The following is a 19,427-nucleotide window of genomic DNA, read 5'->3' as shown; positions in this document are numbered from 1 at the left end:
AAACTGACTTGATTAGCAAAAAAGCCGTTAACTGGCTCACTAGAGCTCGATCCGAATACCCAGCTCAATGACGCGCTCAACGGGAATTTTGAAAAATTCAATCGCGCTTGAGGCATTGTGAAATAAAAACCTGAATATGGGTCTGCGCCATTTGGGCATGGGACTTTTTCTCCTGAAAGAGACCCTTTCACTACCGATAAAAAACGATGTCTGATTGAAATCGATGTTCAAGCCTTCCTGAGCGCACAACTCTAACGCGTGCCTCACATCAGGGTTTTGCTTGAATCCGTAATAAAGTTTAACGCGGTAGAAATTGTTGTCATTGCCAAAGGCGCGAATTTTGATCCGGTGTGCCACATCCACGTAAGGCTCATCCTTGGTGACAATGGTTAACACCATGATTTGCTCGTGCAATACATGGTTATGTTCAAAATTGTGCAAAAATACCTGCGGCACACCATGCAGGCTTTTAGCCAGATAAATGGCCGAGCCTTTAACAATTGCGGCTTGGCGGCTTATTATCTTATCTTCCAGATCCTCAAACAGCACGCGCCTCTCATCCATATATTCCGCTAACAAGGCACGCCCCTGAATCCAAGTTGTCATCATCAAGAACAGCACAATCCCGATAACCAAAGGCAGCCAGCCACCGGTCGGTATCTTTAAGCTATTAGAAGAAAGAAACAGAAAATCTACAGTTAGAAAAATTGTCAGGAAAATAATACTGGCCGATTTTTTCCATTGCCAGATCCCTTTAATGACGATAAACGCCAGAAGAGTATCGACAATCATGGTGCCGGTCACGGCAATGCCATAAGCGGAAGCCAATGCCGAGGAAGTATGAAAACTCAATACCACCACAAACACCGAAACCATCAATAACCAGTTGATTGCAGGAATATACACCTGCCCCATTTCCCGGCCCGAGGTATGCAAGATATTCATGCGTGGACAGTAGCCAAGCTGTATTGCCTGTCTTGTGACCGAGAATGCGCCGGATATGACCGCTTGGGAAGCAATAGCTGACGCCAGTGTTGCCAAAATCAATAACGGATACATCGCCCAAGCCGGCGCCATTAAATAGAATGGATTTTTTACCGCCTCAGGATGCTCAAGCAGTAACGCTCCCTGCCCGAAATAGTTAAGCAGCAAGGCGGGAAAAACAAAGCTAAACCAAGCATAACGGATGGGCTTTAATCCGAAATGCCCCATATCCGCATAAAGCGCCTCGGCACCGGTTATAACCAGAACCAGCGCCCCCATAATTAAAAAGCCGTGCCAGCCTATCTCATACAATAAATGAATCGCGTAATAAGGGTTAATCGCGACCAGCACCCCGGGCGCATGGATAATATTAGTAAGACCAAGAATACCCAAGATACCGAACCATAGACACATGATAGGCGAGAACATTTTTCCTACCGCCCCCGTACCTCTGGCCTGCACAATAAATAGAGCGCTGAGCACAGAAATTGCAATCGGCAATATATAATGACTTAACTTGGGCGCGATTATTTGCAAGCCTTCGACCGCGCTTAATACCGATATTGCCGGGGTAATGATGCTGTCGCCGTAAAACAAAGCGGCGCCGAGCAAACCGATGGTAATGATAAAGCGTGCTTTTTGTGGATTGTCCTTAGCGCTTTGCAATGCTAAAGCCATCAGCGCCATAATGCCGCCCTCGCCTTTATTATTGGCGCGCATAATAAAGATGGTGTATTTGGTTGTTACCACCAGAGTCAATGCCCAAAAAATCAGCGACAGTACGCCTAGCACATGAAGCTTATCGATCGGCAAATGGCTGCCAAAGATTTCCTTAACCGCGTATAAAGGACTAGTGCCGATATCGCCGAACACCACGCCGGTTGCACTTAGCGCGAGAATTGTTGTCTGTTTTTTGGAATGACTTTGTGAATTCGACGGCATAGTAGATATTGAATTAAGTTAAAGAATCGACGAGGCTCATATCCAATGCAAGACCTCGAATTGCAGATACCAGAAGCAAAAAGAGCCTAAAAAGTTGACCAATACTGCCGGCAGAAAATGTAAGTGCGTCGCAAAAGTATAGCTTTTGTCGATAGACATAACCATGCCTCCCGTCGACGAACTAGGCACGGTCAAGCTACCACCGGTAACGATCATCACCAATTGATCATCGCCAAGCCGAATTAAGGCACTCAACACGATGAGCCCAACTGATGAAAAGGATGAATGACGATGGCCTAGGGCTCCAGTCAAAAAAATTGGTATTTTTAATATATGTTTAGTCGATGGGCAAACAGCCCTTGCGCGATGCGGCTAAATTTCCCAGCCTATGCACAGCTAATCAATGAAAGAACTGTATACAGAGTGTATACAGAGTGTATACAAAAACATTAGCAAGCCACGAAGATACAGGGCTTTTCTCGTTTCTTCGTGGCTTTATGTGGGGGAGACTGCGCTACTGCTTTTCAGTCACGAACGCTATTTTAGTAAGCCCGGCATGCTGTACGGTTGCCATGACTTCCGCGACTTTTGAATAAACGACATTTTGATCCGCATATAAATGCAAGGCAATTTCAGGATTTTTTACAAGCTCAGCTTTCAACGCTGCTTCCAGTGCGGCCAAATCGGCTATAGGCAGTTTGTTCAGGGAGATAACCCCTTGCGCATCGACACCCAATTGCAACGGTTGCTCTTTCGTGTCCGCCGTGGTCTCGGCGGTTTTCGGCAGGGTTACATGCACCGATTGCGTCAGTAGCGGTGCAGTCACCAGCAAAATAATCACCAGCACCAGCATCACATCGACCAGCGGCGTGACGTTAATTTCGCTCAGCGCGCCTTCGTCTTCCGATTGCGGTTTAAAAGCCATGTCTACTCCTTACCGCTAGCGTTCGCGCTTGGGGTGACATGCAGAAAACTGGTGACAAAGTTTTCCAGGCCGGCACGTTGCTGTTTGACCTGACGCAGGAAAAAGTTATACGCCAGCACCGCAGGTACCGCGACCGCGATACCGATGGCGGTCGCGACCAAAGCGTCGCCGATCGGACCGGCCACCACATCCAGGCTGGTCGAACCGCTGGCGGTAATCTCGTGCATCGCATGCATGATACCCAGCACCGTACCGAACAAGCCGACAAACGGCGCAGTACTACCGATGCTGGCAAGCATGGTCAGGCCGCCTTCCATACAGTGCTGCTCTTTCTGCATTTGCACCAGCAGCGAATGTTCCAGCAATTCATCCGGAATGCCGCGATACTTAAGGCTCTTGCCGGTAGACTGCTGGCTTTCGTTCATCCATGCAAACCCTTGTTGTGCAATTCGCGCTTGCGGACCTCTGGCTACCTCTGCGGGTAAGGCTTTTGCCTGATCCAGAGTGGCCGCATCCCAAAATGCCTGGCTAAAGCGCCGGTTATAGTGGCTATTCTTGGTGAATTGCCAGATTTTGAAAAGAATCACCGTCCATGTCGCCACAGAAAAGGCCACTAAAGTATACAAAGTACCGTCGATAATAACGGTGGGTGAAATATGATGGGGCATTCCCCTCTCCTTATTTAATAATTAAAAATGAAACCCTGGCCGCAACCATTAAGCTGACTGGCCCAGGCAGGGCCAATGGCAACCCTAATAAAGTTGCGAACCGATTATTGTGTTAATTTAAATTGCAGCGTCTGCACAGCACGCTGTTCAACCGCTACACCGTTAACTGTCTTTTCTTTAAAGGTCCATTGATTAATGGCCTTCAATGCAGCATCGTCAAAGATTTCGGGGGGCTCCGCTTCAACAACTACCGCATTTTCAACTTCACCGCCGGTAGTAATAGTAAACTCGATTTTAACCCAGCCCTCGATATGACGACTAGCCGCCCTTGCCGGGTACTTCGGCGGGACTCGCTCCAATGGAACGACGCCGGTGCTGATCCTCGGCTCGCTCTTCGCTACCGTCGGCGCAGTAGCAGGTCGACTTACAGTTTGCGGCGCTGAAACCGAAGGTGCCGGCGCAGGATTAACGGGCGCAGGCTTTTCTTCAGCAGTAGCCTGGGGTTTCGGTAACTCCGCCTGCTTGGGAATAACCGGCGCTTTTTTCTTGACCGGCTGTTTAACAGGCTGTTTTTTCGGTGGTTCAGGTTTTGGCGGTGCCGGTTTTGGTGGCGCCGGCGGCGTAATTTCGGCTTTTTGAGTCGGTGCAGAAACCAGCGAGACCTCCATAATCACCAACGATGGGGTTTTAGGCTGCTCGTCTGCTTTTAACAGCCAGATAATCGCCACCATGTGCAACAGCAGCACTAGAGTCAACAGTAACCCCCCCATAAAGCGCGGGTTTTCTTCTCCGGTTAAGGCTATAAACAATGATCGCTTTTTCTGCATTAACGTACTTGCCTCATCCCCCGAAGATTTTAAATTCGGGCCGGCCAAATCGCCTTCATGACTGTTAAATAAAAACATAAGAATATTTACCTTTTAAACATCGATGGTGCGTCTGTTATGTTCAGATTCCGGGCAACGCCGTATTTTTCTTAGCACGGTCACGATAATAATTACAGAAATTCAAGCTCTATATGGATTGAGGCTGCTTTAACAATTTAGCTTTCACAAAATGCCAAACCATCGGCATGAATGACACAAAAACAATGCCTAATACAATCTTTTCGAAATTGTGTTTGACCCATTCATTCGAGCCGAGAAAATATCCCGTCAAAGTTATGCTGCTAACCCATAATGTGGCGCCGATGATGCAAAAAATGATGTATTTCGTGTACTTCATGCTGCCCGCGCCGGCCACAAAAGGAGCAATGGTGCGAATGATCGGCACGAAGCGCGCCATGATAACGGCTTTTCCGCCGTGTTTCTCGTAGAAATCCTCGGTTTGGGTAATGTATTCCCGTTTAAAAAACAAAATTTTCTCACGGGATTTCACGAGCTTACTGAAATGCTTGCCGACGAAATGATTGAGATTATCGCCCAGCAAGGCCGCGCCAATCAGCAACGGAATGATGATTTGAATATCCAATTTACCGGTCGATGACGCCAGCAGCCCCACGGCAAACAGCAATGAATCGCCAGGCAGCAACGGCATGATGATTAAGCCGGTTTCGACAAAGATTATCGCGACCAGGATCGCATAAGTGAGCATCTCATAGTGCGCCAGAAAATCTTGCAGCGTCGTCAGCGGGTCTTTTAGCAAGTGCAATAAAAAGTAAATAATTTCCATAAGGGCACGTTTATATCGTTAAAATGGACAAGCATAAAGTACGCATCATGCTTTGGCGATTATTTCTCATCGATTGATATTAAACCGTAATCTTGGTGTTGCGTTTTCCAGGAAAGATAGGTCTTTTGCCCGTCATTGACCAGGAATGGCTGATCGTCGGATTTGGCTGTTTGCGCAATCACTTCCGGCTTCGACCAAGTCTTGCCGTCATCGGCGGATTTCATCAGCTTGATGACATTATTGGTGCCGTCGAATTCCTGCCAAACCACATTAACCTTCGCCCCTAAAGCCAGCAGATGCGGATGGCCTGCGCCTTCCTTAGCGAAATTAACCGGCATGGAAAAATGCCTTCCTGCGTCAGTCGAATAGGCATAAAACAGGCCTGGATTGGCGGGAGAACCGCTAAACCATACCGCATGGTAAATACCGGAATCGGAAATCGACAGGCCGGGGCCGTGATGCGGACAGGCATCGATTTTCCAGTTATCCCTGCCTAAGCGATGGGTATCGCCCGGAGTATTCCAGTCGCTGAATTTAACCAGCCCATGATCGCGAATGCCGCCGTCAAAAACGTGCCGCCAGGTGATGACCGGGGTGTTGTCCGGCGCTATCGAGGTATCCAGCCGACAGCACTGGCAGGTGTGCGCGGCGATTCTTTTATTTGGATAAAAATGCTGACCGCCATCGTCCGACCAGCTGTAATACAGCGAAGTTCCTTCAAATTTCTTACCGGCTTTTTTTGCCTCTTCAAAGTCGCGGGCATCCAGCCAGGCGATAAAAATTTCGCCGTTTTTACCGATCGCCATGCTGTCAAAGCGGTGGCCGATATTGTCCAGATTATCGTTGACGGTAACCGGCGCGGAAAAATGCTGTCCGCCGTCAGTTGATCGGCTAAAACGGATATGGCCGCTATGACGGCCTTCCAGCTTTTGCGTCCAGCTTAAATAAATGTTGCCCTTGGCATCCGGCTTTATTTTCGGGCGGTATTCGCCTTTGGCTTCGATCTTCTCGGCAACGGAGTTGACCATCACCGGTGCGGTAAAGCTTAGCCCCTTATCGTCCGACGATTGCACATAAACATGATCATTGTTCGCCCAGGTAATCCATAACACGCCCTTGCCGTCAAAAGCGGCGCTTATTGTTTCAGCGCATTGGTTCGATGCCTGCGCACCGGCATCGGCGCAAGCGCCTTTTGCCTCATTAACGTGTTGGTGCTTAGCATCGTCTGCGGTTTTTACCGCCGGGTCATTTGCACAGCCCGAGACGGCCAGCGTTGCAAGAAATAGAAATGGGGTTAGGGATTTCATGGGTTACACCAAATTTAAAGAGTCGATCCGGATTATAAAGAAAAATGGCGGTAATATCTTTCCAGCCTTTATGCAGCAAAGCCGGACTCGCAACAAGTCCGGCTTTTGTTTTTCTTATTAAGTCATCAATAATTATACTTCAACTCGGCAAAGTAGGTGCGCGATGGAAAAGGGTGAAACAACCAGACCTGTTGATCAGTGACGTTATCAATACCCGCTGAAGCGCTGATCTGCTTGGTGAATTGATATTTGGCTTTCAAATCGACGATGAAGTATGCGTCGCCGCCCCCGCCGTAAGTCTCTGCATTGATATCGCTGTTGTTCAGTTGACTAAATTGCGCACTGCTGTAACGGCCGCTTACCGAAGTGGTCAACTTGTCAATCGGACGATAGGCAACGGTTGCACTGGCGCGCCACTCGGGAACCCTGGGCTGGCGTTTGCCGGTTGACGGCTGATTGGCGTTGGGGTTGGCTGTAGTCGAACCTGCTGCTGCCGCGGCCGCATCTGCCGCACCGTTCTCGGTAATTTCGGAATCAACCCAAGTGGCAGTACCGTAAAGGTCAAGCCCTTGTATGCCGACATCATTGGCTTCGCCCGCAAATTCGACGCCGTATGTCTGAATTTCGCCAACATTTGATGGCGTGCTGGCAATAGCGCCGGTAGATAAAATGGTTTGCTGAGAAAAAATGGCGTCCTTTATCCGCTCCTGGAACAAGCTAAGGCGCAATTTGCCTTGATCCAGGAAATATTCCCCGGAAAGTTCGGAAGACAGCGCTTCCTCGGGCTTGAGGTTGGGATTCCCATTAACAATAGTTTGTACCCCTCCCACAGTCGTCGTAGTCGTTTGAAACAATTCTGTTACGGTAGGAAAGCGATAGGCCTGGCCGATGGCTAAACCTGTTTGTACGCGATCCATAGGTCTCCAGGTCAACTTGGCCTTGGGCGAAAATTCCAGTTCACTCCGGTCTTCCTGATTAAGCGTTCTAAGCGCTCCGCCAACGGTAGCTGCATTATAGCCCTCATAAGCCTGCCAGTTTTCCAAACGCCCGCCTAAAGCCAAATTCCAATCCTTGTTAAAGTCCCAGGAGTCTTGAGCCCAATAACCCTCAGTCTGGGTCTTGCCTTGTGAATCGGAAAAAATGCTGCCGCTATCGCTGGTTTGCCAGTTAGTCGCGTTATAAACCGGATTATCCAAATTGTATAAATCATGGTGAAAGCCAAAGCTCACTTCGTGCTTGCCCAGCAGATCAACGCCGGGACGCCATATCCCCTTGGCATCGGCGGTATGCCAGCCGGTTCCAGTCAAACTAGTCACCCTGCCGGCGCCGTTGTTAGCGGCTTGCGCAGGCGTTTGTGTCGACGTGCGGCTCAGATCGGTGCCGTAATCGACCACGCTGCCCGACAAATCCCAATCGAATACGCCGCCGGTAGTGGATTTTAGATTCATGCCATGCGACCAGTGCATCTGTTCGGCTCTGGTTTCTGCGAAATTGGCTGCGTAGCGCCTTCCGCCAATATTAACGTTACCGCTGTTGACGACAGCGCCGGTGTTGGCATTGCGCAGGAAGCTGTTGAATCCTGCATTAGCATCATTCTGCCATAATCCCAGTGTATACGCCGCGTGTATGGTCGGGGTAAAGTCATAGCCCAGCTTCCATTTGAAATTGTCCTGCACCGTGTGATTGAGTGCAGACTCACCCAGCACTTGAGCGTTAACCCCGTACGGGTTTGAGTTTGCAATAGCCCCGGTCACTACCGTGTCCGCACCCGTTGCATTACCGGTTGAAATAGGGTTCACAAAAGCGATAGGCTGGCTGTGGCTATCCAGATGGCTGACATCAAAACGGAACGACAGGTCTTTATAACGATCACCGACATTGAAAGAATACTCCTGGCTGTCGAAGGTCTTTTTCTTGCCGTAGAAACTGTAATCCTGCCAAGTCGATCTTATATCGCCACCGGCCTCGAATTTTTCCGGCATTTTTGTAGTGATGTCGATCACGCCACCGATCGAATTGCCTGAATGCGCAGCCGAAAACGGCCCGTACATCACGTCAACCCGTTCAATTTCCGAAGGCGACACCATATTCCAACGCGGTGAGCCGGTATTGCCGTTGTTATTACCCAGCAAAGAAGACAGCATGATGCCGTCGGCATAAATCAAGCCGCGGGCGCTCTGGCTGGTGCCGGAAGTACGCCAACCCACCGGCGCATTGGTATCGCCGATATAGCGTTTGCGCACCTGAATGCTGGGCAAATATTTAATAGTATCCTCGGCAGTCATGGCATTGATGGTGTTGTCGATTTTTTCGCTGGTAACGCTCTCTGTCGTTGTCGGAAGCTTGTATGTTTCCTTGGCAGTAGGCTTTATTTTTTCCGTTACCGTCATATCCGCCATTACCGCTTTGGATTTATCGGCCGGGGCTTTTTTTCCATCAACGTTTTGCTTGGTTTCAGCCGCAGCGAAAGGGCTGGCTAATATCAGCATGCAGATTAAAGCGCGCTTGGGATCAAGCGGATATGGCGGTTTGGAATGTGTCATAGAATCCTCGTAATTTATTATTATTTAAGGTGCCGCGTCTGAAGGATGCACACCCTTGTGCTGATCAATCAGCTATCTTTCGTGTTGCGGTTAATATTTCAGCGATGCACTAATAAAATAGGTGCGTTGCGGGTAAGGATGGTTTTCAAAGGCATTGGCATCAAAAACATTATCAATCCCCGCTGAGATGGTGCTTTTCAGTTTGGGATTAATCGGCAGCCTGTAAGTGGTTTTCAAATCGACAAAAGTTGACTCATCGGTACCGCCCATCACGTTGGCCGCCGTATCGGTATTGGCCAAGGTTTGAAACGAGTCGCTGCGGTAACGCACGCCCACCGACGCATCCCATGGCTGCGTAATATGATAAGTTGCCGAGCCGTTGATTTGCAGTTGCGGTATGCGGTCCCATTCTTTGCCGGTGTAGTTGACGCTGTTAACCCCGATAGGATTGTGCTTGGTAATCTGCTTATCCATTATGGTGGTGTTCGCCATTAAATCGATAGGCAGGTCAAAGACCTCATACTGTTGATAAGTTAAATCAACGCCGACAGCCTCGGTTTGGTCGATTGGCTGAAAAGTTGTTGTCGTCTGGCCGTTAACGGTGACCTGGGTGCTGTTGATTTCATTGTTGATTTGGTCAAAAAAGAAATTGGCGCGAACATAACCTCTGGGAATATCGTACTGGGTCATAAAGTTATGGAAGTAACCCGCCTCAGGTCCTAAACCGGGAGCAGCAAAAGTCGTGCTGTTAAGCCTGGATAAGCTGGCGAACATTTCTTCGGCAATCGGGAATCGATAGGCTTTGGAAAACGAATAGCGGAAAGTCCATTTGTCAGGCGAATATTCGAGCGACGCTTTAGGCGAAAAACGGGAGGCGTCGCGGTCTGCGTAGTTCTGTACTCTCAAGCTAGGATTGGCATTTGTGAAATTGTAAACATGGCCGTCAAGCGCTTGCCAATGATCAAATCGTCCACCGGCCATTACGCTCCAATCGGGAAGAAACCGCCATTCCAGCTGCGAAAAAGCGCTGTTGGTTTGAGTGGCGCCGCCGCTGTCGTTGGTTTTAGCCCCAACAGATCCAGCCCGGTAATCATTGCTGTCATAAACATCCAGATTCAGACTGGCATGGTTAAACTGATAGCCGCCCATAAAGGATAAATCTTTCCTGCCCATGAAGTTATCGGTCGCCAGCTTCAGGTCGTAAGTGGCCCACCAGGGTTTTTCATCGGAAATCTGGCCTCTGTTTCGGTTTAGCGGGTGATTGGGATTGAGAGTTGAACTGATGGTTCTATCCTTGAAGGCGTCGTAATAGCTGGCGGTGGTGTCGATACTCCAGTTATCCGAGATTTTGCCTTTCAAGCCCAGTCCGTAGTTTAACGCCTGGCGCTCCGAGTCGCTGACCGAGAAAACCGAGCCGGGAACGGCAAAGCGTTGTCCATCGGCAGTTCTGTAGTTTTGGTTGGCTGACAGCCCTGCTGCGGTGGCGCCTCCCCATACTCTGTTGCCTGCCGCATCTCTTAATAAAGTGTTCGGGTCGTCAACTTTTCCTACCCGGTCTTCATAGGCAATGGTAAAGCGTCCTTGCAGCTCTTCGGTAAAGTCATAAGCGAATTTGGCTTTGAATAAGTCCGTCGTTTGCTGGGCAACGCCGATGTCACCGTAGGCAATCGACGGCGCTTCCGTCGTTGTTTGATAGCCTTCACCGCCGGTGATTGGCGTTCCGCCTGCGGCCCTGGTTAAAGCGGCGGCATTGATGGTCTGCGGCTGGCCTTCGTTTTCAAAACGGTTATAGGAGGCCCAAACGCTGAATCTATCGATCCGGTCCCCGGCAGAAATAAAGGTTTTATAGCCCGTTAAAGTTTCATTACGTCCTGACCGATGCACATCCTGGAACATGCCGGTGGCGTCCATTTGGGCTTCAAATTTTTCCGGCATTTTAGTATTCAGGTTAATTACGCCGCCCATCGAGTTGCCGCTGTATTGCGATGAGAACGGCCCGTAAAGCACTTCCGTGGATTCAACTTCGCTCGGAGACACCATCGACCATCTGGGAGCCCCGTTAAACGTGGTGCGCAAGGGGTTATGCAACGGCATGCCGTCGGCGTAAACCATGCTGTGCGCTGTTTGAAAGGTATTTGAAGAGCGAATACCCAAGTTGCCATTCGGATCGCCCATAAAACGCTTTCGTATCAATACGCCGGGAGCGTATCGGATAGTATCCTCAACCGTTGTGGCGTTAACCTTAGTTTCAACATCCGTTTTATCAATTGTATAGGTCGGCGTTGCCTTGGCGGTATCCGGAAATGTTCTATCGGTTGAAGTCCCGAAAGTGACCATGTCCGCGCCCTGATATTTGTCGCTTTTTGTCTGGGCCTGCTTATCTGTAGTTTTAGTCTTGCTTGGTTCTGCCGCAACTCCGCAGCCTAAATACGTTATTCCCAGTAATAGTAGATACTTGTTCATTTTGTATTTTTTATTTTTATAGTTAGGGACGGTCTGTTCATGTGAGCACATTGCATGCCAAGCCACAGTTCCCACGATGCCACTATCAGCCAAGGCTACGGCCTTTGACTTTTTAATTTTTAAGAATCAACTACTTACTATTTATCTATCAATCAGCTTCGCTTGCCATTATGCTCATACGCTTGCCCGGTGCGCTCCCTAAGCTTTTATCAATCGCTGTGTTTTAACAAAAGTGAGTCATATGACCTATTTTAAGTGCGTTAAATAACACAGTTTAATTAAGAAACAGACTTACTCGACCGACCGCTAAGCCTCCACTCCCAAACACGGCTTAATAAAACGCCCGGTTTGCTTTCCCGCTGATCTAATGGGTATAAATTGAAAGTAGCCTGGTTTAACGCGCCAAGAACTCTAACAAAAGAACTTTAAAATCGGTTAAAATAGGCAATTCTGATAATAATCCTGCAACGGGTTGATAGCTTTCATGCATACAAAATATATTACTGATGACCTGAGAATTTGCGAGACTAAAGAAGTCATTGCACCGGTTCAGGTTCATACCGAAATGCCGATTAGCGAGACTGCGGCGCAAACGACTGCACTGGCCAGGTTGGATATACATAAGGTATTGGCCGGACTGGATGACCGGCTGGTTGTGGTGGTGGGGCCTTGCTCGATTCATGATCCGGTAGCGGCGCTTGACTATGCCCAGCGTTTGAGAGCAATTAAAGACGAGTTAATTGATGACCTGGTAATCGTGATGCGGGTCTATTTTGAGAAACCGCGCACTACGGTGGGCTGGAAAGGCCTGATTAACGATCCCGACCTGGATTCCAGTTTTAATATCAACAAGGGCCTGCGCATCGCCAGACGTTTGTTGCTGGATGTCAATGAAGCGGGCGTTCCCGCCGCAACCGAATACCTGGATTTGATCACGCCGCAATACGTTTCCGACTTGATCGCCTGGGGCGCAATCGGCGCCAGAACTACCGAAAGCCAGGGGCACCGCGAATTGGCTTCGGGCGTATCTTGCCCTATCGGCTTTAAAAATTCCACCGACGGCACCATTAAAATCGCCATTGATGCGATTGGTGCGGCGATGAGTCCGCACCATTTTATTTCACTGAACAAAGCAGGCCATTCGGCGATTTTTTCAACTACCGGCAATGAAGATGTGCATATCATTTTAAGAGGCGGCAATAATTGCCCTAACTATGATGCCGTCAGTGTGGAGCAGGTTGCAGAAGGCTTGGTGAAGGCAAATCTAAAACCGAATATCATGATCGATTTCAGTCATGCCAATAGTTTAAAACAGTGCCAGCGGCAATTAATTGTCGGTGAAGATGTTGCCGGACAAATCGCTACTGGCGATCATCGCATTATGGGCGTGATGATCGAGAGCCATCTTAAGGCAGGCAGCCAAAAGGTTGCTGAAGGCCATCCGCTGGCCTACGGCCAAAGCATTACCGATGCCTGTTTGTCCTGGGATGATACTGTTCCATTGTTAAGAGAGCTGGCACAAGCGGTGCAAAAACGCAGAACCGTGGACACCAGCCGGAGTTTAAGCAAATGATAGTTTATGTTAACGGCGAAACCCGTGACTGCGCCGAAAACAGCCGGGTCGCCGATGTGGTTGCCGATTTGGGTTTAACCGGTAAGAAAATTGCGATTGAACTGAATAAGGAAATTTTGCCGTTTCAACAATATGATTCTCAGGTGTTGCAGGCCGGGGATCGTCTGGAGATTGTCCATGCGATTGGCGGCGGACAGGACGATTCTTTCATGCTCGCTGGCGTCAAGTATCACTCAAGATTGCTGGTTGGCACCGGCAAATATAAGGATATGGAAGAAACCCGCCTGGCTATTGAGGCCAGCGGCGCGCAAATTGTGACCGTGGCGATACGCCGCACCAATATCGGCCAGAATCCCGATGAGCCTAATTTGCTGGATGTTATTTCTCCTGACAAATACACCATTTTGCCTAATACCGCCGGTTGTTATACCGCAGAAGACGCAGTAAGAACCTGCCGCTTGGGCCGAGAATTGCTCGGCGGGCACAAGCTGGTCAAACTGGAAGTGTTGGCCGACCAGACAACTCTGTTTCCTGACGTAGCGGAAACTTATATCGCCGCTGAACTGCTGGTTAAAGACGGCTTTAATGTGATGGTATACACCAACGATGACCCGATTGCCGCCAAACGGCTGGAAGAGATCGGCTGCGTGGCGGTCATGCCGCTGGCAGCGCCGATTGGTTCGGGTTTGGGAGTGCGTAACCCCTATAACATTCTAACTATCGTTGAAAATGCCAAGGTACCCATTTTGGTCGATGCCGGTGTCGGCACAGCCTCTGACGCTGCAATTGCGATGGAACTGGGTTGTGACGGGGTGTTGATGAATACTGCGATTGCCGCCGCCAAAAATCCGGTATTGATGGCTTCGGCCATGCGTAAAGGCATCGAAGCCGGCAGGGAAGCGTTTTTGGCCGGCCGCATGCCGCGTAAGCGCTTTGCCTCTGCATCATCGCCGATAGACGGCTTATTCTTTTAATTTTGTTGGGGCGCCCGGCTTAGGCGCCCTTTATGTCTTAGTTATTATGCCCGCTCCCGAAAAAATTCCCTCACGCAGAATCCGCAGCTTTATCCGTCGGCAAGGCCGCATCACCCAAGGTCAACAATTGGCTCTGGATAATCATTGGGATAGGTACTGCCTCGACCCTAATGCCGACTATGATTTCAGCCAGGTTTTCGGCCGCACCGCGCCGTTGATTGTGGAAATAGGTTTCGGCGCTGGCGATAGCCTGGCGAAAATGGCGGCCGCTAATCCCGACAATGACTATATCGGCATTGAAGTACACAGGCCGGGTGTCGGGCATTTAATGCTGTTGTTGGATCAGCAAGGCCTGACTAACGTGAGGATTTACTGCCACGACGCCATTGAAATTATTGAGCGCAAAATTGCCGATAACAGCTTGGCCGGAGTGCATCTGTTCTTTCCCGATCCCTGGCCGAAAAAGAAACATCATAAACGCCGCATCGTCCGCCCCAGCTTTGTTGAATCATTAACCAAGAAATTGCAGTCGGGCGGCTATTTCCATGCGGCGACGGATTGGCAAAATTATGCGGAAAATATGCTGGAAGTATTGTCTGCCGGCACCGGCATCAGCAATACCAGCGATACCGGCGACTATTGCGAACGCCCCGAATACCGTCCGTTAACAAAATTCGAACAGCGCGGCATACGCTTGGGGCATGGCGTATGGGATTTGATTTTCAAAAAAGCGTGAAATGGCTCAAGCTATAATAGCTTAAGCCTTGCGCAGCTTAGCTTTCCACATCCAGATGCATGGCTTTAATGATAATAGCCAATTCATCGCGTTGACGCTTTAAAGGCTCCAGTTCCGCTTCAAGACTGGCAATGTTTTCCACAATGCTGCCTTTTGATTCGTTGATTTTTCTCAGCATTTGCAGACGGCCTTCAATCTGTTTTTTATGATCTTTAATTTGATGCATCAACGGCGTTAAAACCCCGTTACTCCAGGTTGTAGCATCTGCATGCGCCTGCCTGAGTATGTTTCTGGCTCTGGCGATCAGGGTACTGTAAAGTTTGTTGATAACAATGCTTTGTTCCGACATCGTGGTCTTGGCGCTGGAACGAAATTCTTCGCCCTCATCAAAAATCCGTTCCAATTCAATCTGGTACTGCTTGATCGAAAACAGCTGCGGCTCGATTTCCTTGAAGCCGTACTCATCCTTGAATTTTTTGTGTATTGCTTTTACCAAGCGCCGGGTTTCATTGGTAATATCGACGGAGTCCTGCAACAGGTCGCGCAATTCATCGAACAATTTCCGGATGTTTTGCTTCATGCCATAGGTTGTCAGGCTTTTTGACATATCATTTTTGGTAGCTTTAATAATGCTATCAATTTTTTCTTTAGCGAATGAATCAATCAGAAGCTGGGCTTGAACGGCAAAAACGCGGCGGCTGGCCTGGAAGTTTTCGACATTGGCCATGTATAGGTTTTGTCGATCCCGCGTCTCGGCCATCAACTTGCTGGTCATGTCCTCGTTTTGGAAATCAATCTTTTTGAACTCTTCAAGCTGTGCAACAGCATTTGTCAGCGAAGAGGCCGCTAAGCTGGACGACTCATTAACCAAAAAGCCGATATCGCGAGTAATGGTCCCAAGTAAGATATTTTTGCGCTGTTTTAAGATATCAGTGGCAAGATAGTTTTCCAACGCGCCCAGACGGCTTTTCTCAAGCAAAGATTTATCGTCTTTAACCTTGGCAAGCAGGGCTTGTTTGGCTGAAACCGGGAAAATCACATCCTCGTTTATTTTTAACGTAATCGCCGAAGTTTTTATTTGCGAGTGTATGGAGTCGTCATAACCGTTTTCACCGGCAAGGTCATCCCACATGGCATCAATTTTGTTCATTACCACAGCCAATCCCTGCTTACTGCCGCCGCGATTATGGCAAACATGGTTACGCCACATTTCCAGGTCGCTTTTGGTAACGCCGGTATCGGCAGCGAGCACGAAAACGATGGCCTGGGCGCTGGGCAACATGCTTAAGGTAAGCTCCGGTTCGGTTCCCAAAGCATTTAAGCCGGGCGTATCAAGTATTGACAAGCCCTCTTTTAACAACGGATGAGGGAAACTGATCAGGGCATGACGCCAACAGGGAATTTCAACTTTTTCCGGATTGATAATGCCCTGCTCTGCCGCTTCACGCTCATTCCACAAACCTAGTTTGTCGGCAATATCCCGGTCAACCATCTTGGTGGCGACCAGCTCCTTAAACGCTTCCTGCATTTGCGTGGGCGAGTCACAGTCCAGGTCAATCTGGGTCCAACGATCCGGATTCCTTTTAAACTCAGCCAGCGAAATATCTTCAAGGCGGCTTTCGATATTGAGCAAACGGATATAATTGCCGCCTTTTTCATCATGGAAAAGTTCGGTGGGCGACATGGTGGTACGGCCAGGCGAAGACGGAAGCAACCTGACGCCTGTTTCGGCAAAAAACAGCGAATTGATCAGCTCGGTTTTGCCGCGCGAAAATTCAGCAACAAAAGCCAGCGTGATCTTGTCCGATTGCAGACCATTCAGAATATTTAAAATAGTATCTGTGCTGTGCGCATCATTCGTACCATAGCGATTACGCCATTGGTGATACATTTCTATAGCTTGAACCAATTTTGCACGCCATTGCGAATATTCGTGCATTTGCTCTTTAAATTCCATATTTCCCATGGTCTGCCTTTTTGTAGCTAACGTCGTTATAGTTAGTCGAGAATGTCCGCAATTGCTCCTGCATCTTTGGGTAGCTGCTCTTATTATTCTACCTTCTGCATCCGTGCAGTCGCCAAGCGGCGATAATTTTTAAATAATTGTAGTCTATATCGTAAGAACTTAAAGTGTCAGGGTCCATTATCAGCAGTTCTAATTTAGCCAATTGTTTTTAATTATTGGTCAGGAACCCGAGAAGAGCGGAAAATTCTTCGGCATTTTATCTCGTGAAAGTTGTGTTCTTCCTAGTTGAAATTTAAAACGACAATTAGCGACTCATTATAGCTCATATGAATCGCAACTTTTTTTGGATTATAAAGCCTGGAGATACGACGTATTAGATTCAAATTGTAGTGTCTGCACAAAGAACCATGCACATGGATATCTTGCCAAAGGAACCGCATCGCCCAACTGAGCTTTCAATTCACCTCATACGCCGGAGATAATAATCTGGAATACCTGCCGGGCGCTTTCAATAAAAATACCGATCTGCTTTACAGCATCCGGACTTTAATCCGTTGCCATAAATAACTTGCCACTAATATATTGATTTCTTAATTTTTCAACTTTCTTCTTAATATTACTAAAAAAATAAAGGGAAATACTCTATTCTTAATCTGATTAGATTAGGGGACACAGATGAATAGAGCGAGTGAGTTGATCTTCATCGATCAAGCACTTTCAAATCAAGAGATAGCAAACGAAGATTTTTGGCATTTCTCCAAAGATGCCGTTCAATTGTTCGATACGCCTCTTCAAGATCGTGAACGGTATATATCGGAACTTGTCTACGAGATTCAGAAGTATCCTAAAAATTTAGTAGCGCACATTCAACGAATTACCTGTTGTTATCAAGAAGGTTTAACCGATCCTCTTTTTGCCGCGCTCGTTGATTTTTTGATTATTCTTAATAAACGTGGCAAGGCAATCAGCCGAAGAATGGTCACAGGTACAGTGACAAAATTGTCGAGTCGGCAACAAGCTCTGCTAAAGTCTGTAATAAACGAAGAGATAGACGATATTTCACTAATTGAAGGCAATTGTTACAGCATTTTTTGCCAAGGACTGTCAGGAACCGTCAACCTCATCGAAAAAATAGATGCTAATGAGTCAACTCATCACAGTCCGCTTAAATTGGCTCAGGATGCTGTCGAATATTGTCAATTGGATGAAGCGATGCTCATTTTGGAAGCCGCACTTGTTGAGCAACCCCAATGGATAGAACTCCATGAATCCTTGTTAGAACTGTATAAATCGACCCATAATCAAACTAGGTTTGAAAGTACGTTGACCCATCTACGTAACATGGAAAGTTTTATGGCCAACAGCAGCATTCAGAAAAGCTGGGATCAATTAAAAGATTTTTTTGAACAAAAGTATCACTAACAATATGCAGGATAATCAGAAAAAAAGTTTAAAAGTAGCCCTGCCGGGAATGAGCGAGAGGGCTCAAAAAATGTTGGCCATGTATTTGCTGGGGCCTTGTAAAAGTGCCGGCGTTGTTATTGTCGATGGCAGTGACGCCGAAGTGGATATTATCGATATCGATTTGCCTGATGGAAAAGTCATCCTGGAAAAAAAGCAGGTTACCGAATCGAATACCCCTTCTATTATCTTGTCATTGACGAAGATTAATAGCATTACATCCGGCGCTAACTTTTATATAAAAAAACCTATTACTCAAGAGGCTATGTTAAATGCGCTCACCACTGCTAAAGATCATATCCTCAAAAATTCCAATAAAACCAAGAGTCGGCCTGAAACGGAACCCAGTTTACTTGACGAACCGTTATTAGCCCCTATCGTTCAAGACGTAGTAAGCGAGCCGGCCAAACCGCCGTCGTTAAAGCACTATGTTGCCGATATAAACGATAGGGATAAAACATCCAAGCATAGAACTGCAATGCAAATGGATGAAAAAGGTTTTGCCGCCTATATGGGCATTATGGAGTCTTTAGACATTACTAATGCAGCGCAATTAAAGCAGGCCCATTATAATCCCAGAGACTACTTTCAAGGTTATTTGCAGTCGGCATTAAAAGTTGCTTCAGCGCGAAATCAGATAGTGCAATTGAATTCAGGCTGGAAACCACTGTTAATTTTTCCGCACAACCATGAAATCTGGCTAAATGCCGATGACAAGCAGTTACGCGCTTTTGCGGGGATAATCATAAACAAAGGCGGCGATTCCCATAAAAATATGTCGTTAACACCTTTGGATTCTAATTCGGCAGCTACCTACGACTTGGACAAGTTTCAAAGTATGGAGGTTCTAGTGTGGAAACTGGCATGCTGGACTTCAAAAGGCCGTTATCCGCAACAGATAGACATTGATTCTCCGGTTTTTCTTAAACATTGGCCCAATTTTACCCGTTTGCTTATAACGCCTCACGCCATGAGAATTGCCGCGCTGCTGGCCGACAAACCCCGAACTGCGGCTAGTATCGCCTTAGCTTTAAAAATCAAGCCGGAATATGTATTTATTTTCATTAGCGCCGCCTTTGCTATTGGTTTGCTGAGCCAAGTTGCCAAAAATACCGATATTGCAGCGGCGCCACAAGAGATCAAACCTGATAAAAAACATAGTCTGTTCAGCCGGATTATCAGCAAACTACGAGCAAATAACGAATAACGGAAGA

General features: G+C 47.9%; 14 protein-coding genes. 5 read left to right on the top strand and 9 right to left on the bottom strand.

The genetic code is table 11. The annotated features are described in order from the left end of the window. Window positions 1–39: 39 nt before the first annotated feature. From M0R47_RS04130 to M0R47_RS04095, 8 genes are all read right to left on the bottom strand, one after another. Window positions 40–1,926, bottom strand: coding sequence for a potassium transporter Kup (locus M0R47_RS04130; protein WP_292550719.1), 1,887 nt, complete (start codon window positions 1,924–1,926; stop codon window positions 40–42). Window positions 1,927–2,440: 514 nt separating this feature from the next. Next, window positions 2,441–2,851: a biopolymer transporter ExbD gene (locus M0R47_RS04125; RefSeq protein WP_292550717.1), complete on the bottom strand. Its 411-nt coding sequence runs from the start codon at window positions 2,849–2,851 to the stop codon at window positions 2,441–2,443. 2 nt (window positions 2,852–2,853) lie between these two features. Continuing rightward, the gene (locus M0R47_RS04120; RefSeq protein WP_292550714.1) at window positions 2,854–3,519 is read right to left on the bottom strand and encodes a MotA/TolQ/ExbB proton channel family protein; all 666 of its coding nucleotides are present in this window, start codon (window positions 3,517–3,519) and stop codon (window positions 2,854–2,856) included. Between the two features lie 104 nt (window positions 3,520–3,623). After that, on the bottom strand, window positions 3,624–4,424 hold the full coding sequence (locus M0R47_RS04115) for an energy transducer TonB (RefSeq protein ID WP_292550711.1): 801 nt from the start codon (window positions 4,422–4,424) through the stop codon (window positions 3,624–3,626). A 109-nt stretch (window positions 4,425–4,533) separates the two neighbouring features. Further along, window positions 4,534–5,190 (bottom strand): VTT domain-containing protein, encoded by a 657-nt coding sequence (locus M0R47_RS04110; RefSeq protein WP_292550707.1) that lies wholly within the window; start codon window positions 5,188–5,190, stop codon window positions 4,534–4,536. Between the two features lie 59 nt (window positions 5,191–5,249). Beyond that, window positions 5,250–6,497 carry a sialidase family protein gene (locus M0R47_RS04105; RefSeq protein WP_292550704.1) on the bottom strand — a complete coding sequence of 416 codons (1,248 nt, stop codon included), beginning with the start codon at window positions 6,495–6,497 and terminating at the stop codon, window positions 5,250–5,252. 125 nt (window positions 6,498–6,622) lie between these two features. After that, complete coding sequence (locus M0R47_RS04100) at window positions 6,623–9,040, bottom strand: TonB-dependent receptor (RefSeq protein ID WP_292550702.1); 2,418 nt, start codon at window positions 9,038–9,040, stop codon at window positions 6,623–6,625. Window positions 9,041–9,130: 90 nt separating this feature from the next. After that, complete coding sequence (locus M0R47_RS04095; protein ID WP_292550698.1) at window positions 9,131–11,503, bottom strand: TonB-dependent receptor; 2,373 nt, start codon at window positions 11,501–11,503, stop codon at window positions 9,131–9,133. 484 nt (window positions 11,504–11,987) lie between these two features. Here M0R47_RS04095 and M0R47_RS04090 point away from each other — a divergent pair, with 484 nt between their 5' ends. The 3 genes from M0R47_RS04090 to trmB are packed head-to-tail and all read left to right on the top strand — an operon-like array spanning window position 11,988 to window position 14,786. After that, window positions 11,988–13,076: a 3-deoxy-7-phosphoheptulonate synthase gene (locus M0R47_RS04090; protein WP_292550695.1), complete on the top strand. Its 1,089-nt coding sequence runs from the start codon at window positions 11,988–11,990 to the stop codon at window positions 13,074–13,076. Beyond that, window positions 13,073–14,050: a sulfur carrier protein ThiS gene (gene thiS, locus M0R47_RS04085; RefSeq protein ID WP_292550692.1), complete on the top strand. Its 978-nt coding sequence runs from the start codon at window positions 13,073–13,075 to the stop codon at window positions 14,048–14,050. Before M0R47_RS04090 ends, thiS begins: the two co-directional genes overlap by 4 nt. A 46-nt stretch (window positions 14,051–14,096) precedes the next feature. Beyond that, window positions 14,097–14,786: a tRNA (guanosine(46)-N7)-methyltransferase TrmB gene (gene trmB, locus M0R47_RS04080; protein WP_292550689.1), complete on the top strand. Its 690-nt coding sequence runs from the start codon at window positions 14,097–14,099 to the stop codon at window positions 14,784–14,786. A gap of 37 nt (window positions 14,787–14,823) precedes the next feature. On the opposite strand, the gene M0R47_RS04075 is transcribed toward trmB, so the two are convergent. Continuing rightward, window positions 14,824–16,752, bottom strand: coding sequence for a dynamin family protein (locus M0R47_RS04075; protein WP_292550687.1), 1,929 nt, complete (start codon window positions 16,750–16,752; stop codon window positions 14,824–14,826). Between the two features lie 675 nt (window positions 16,753–17,427). On the opposite strand from M0R47_RS04075, the gene M0R47_RS04070 reads away from it, so the two are divergent. Together M0R47_RS04070 and M0R47_RS04065 are read left to right on the top strand one after the other, a co-directional pair. Next, the gene (locus M0R47_RS04070; RefSeq protein WP_292550684.1) at window positions 17,428–18,174 is read left to right on the top strand and encodes a hypothetical protein; all 747 of its coding nucleotides are present in this window, start codon (window positions 17,428–17,430) and stop codon (window positions 18,172–18,174) included. Beyond that, on the top strand, window positions 18,155–19,420 hold the full coding sequence (locus tag M0R47_RS04065) for a hypothetical protein (protein ID WP_292550681.1): 1,266 nt from the start codon (window positions 18,155–18,157) through the stop codon (window positions 19,418–19,420). The genes M0R47_RS04070 and M0R47_RS04065 overlap by 20 nt, the downstream gene beginning before the upstream one ends. Window positions 19,421–19,427: the final 7 nt, after the last annotated feature.

It is taken from the genome of Methylobacter sp. (genome assembly GCF_023227905.1).
GTDB lineage: Bacteria > Pseudomonadota > Gammaproteobacteria > Methylococcales > Methylomonadaceae > Methylobacter_A.
This window is presented reverse-complemented; position numbering and strand designations above follow the sequence as displayed.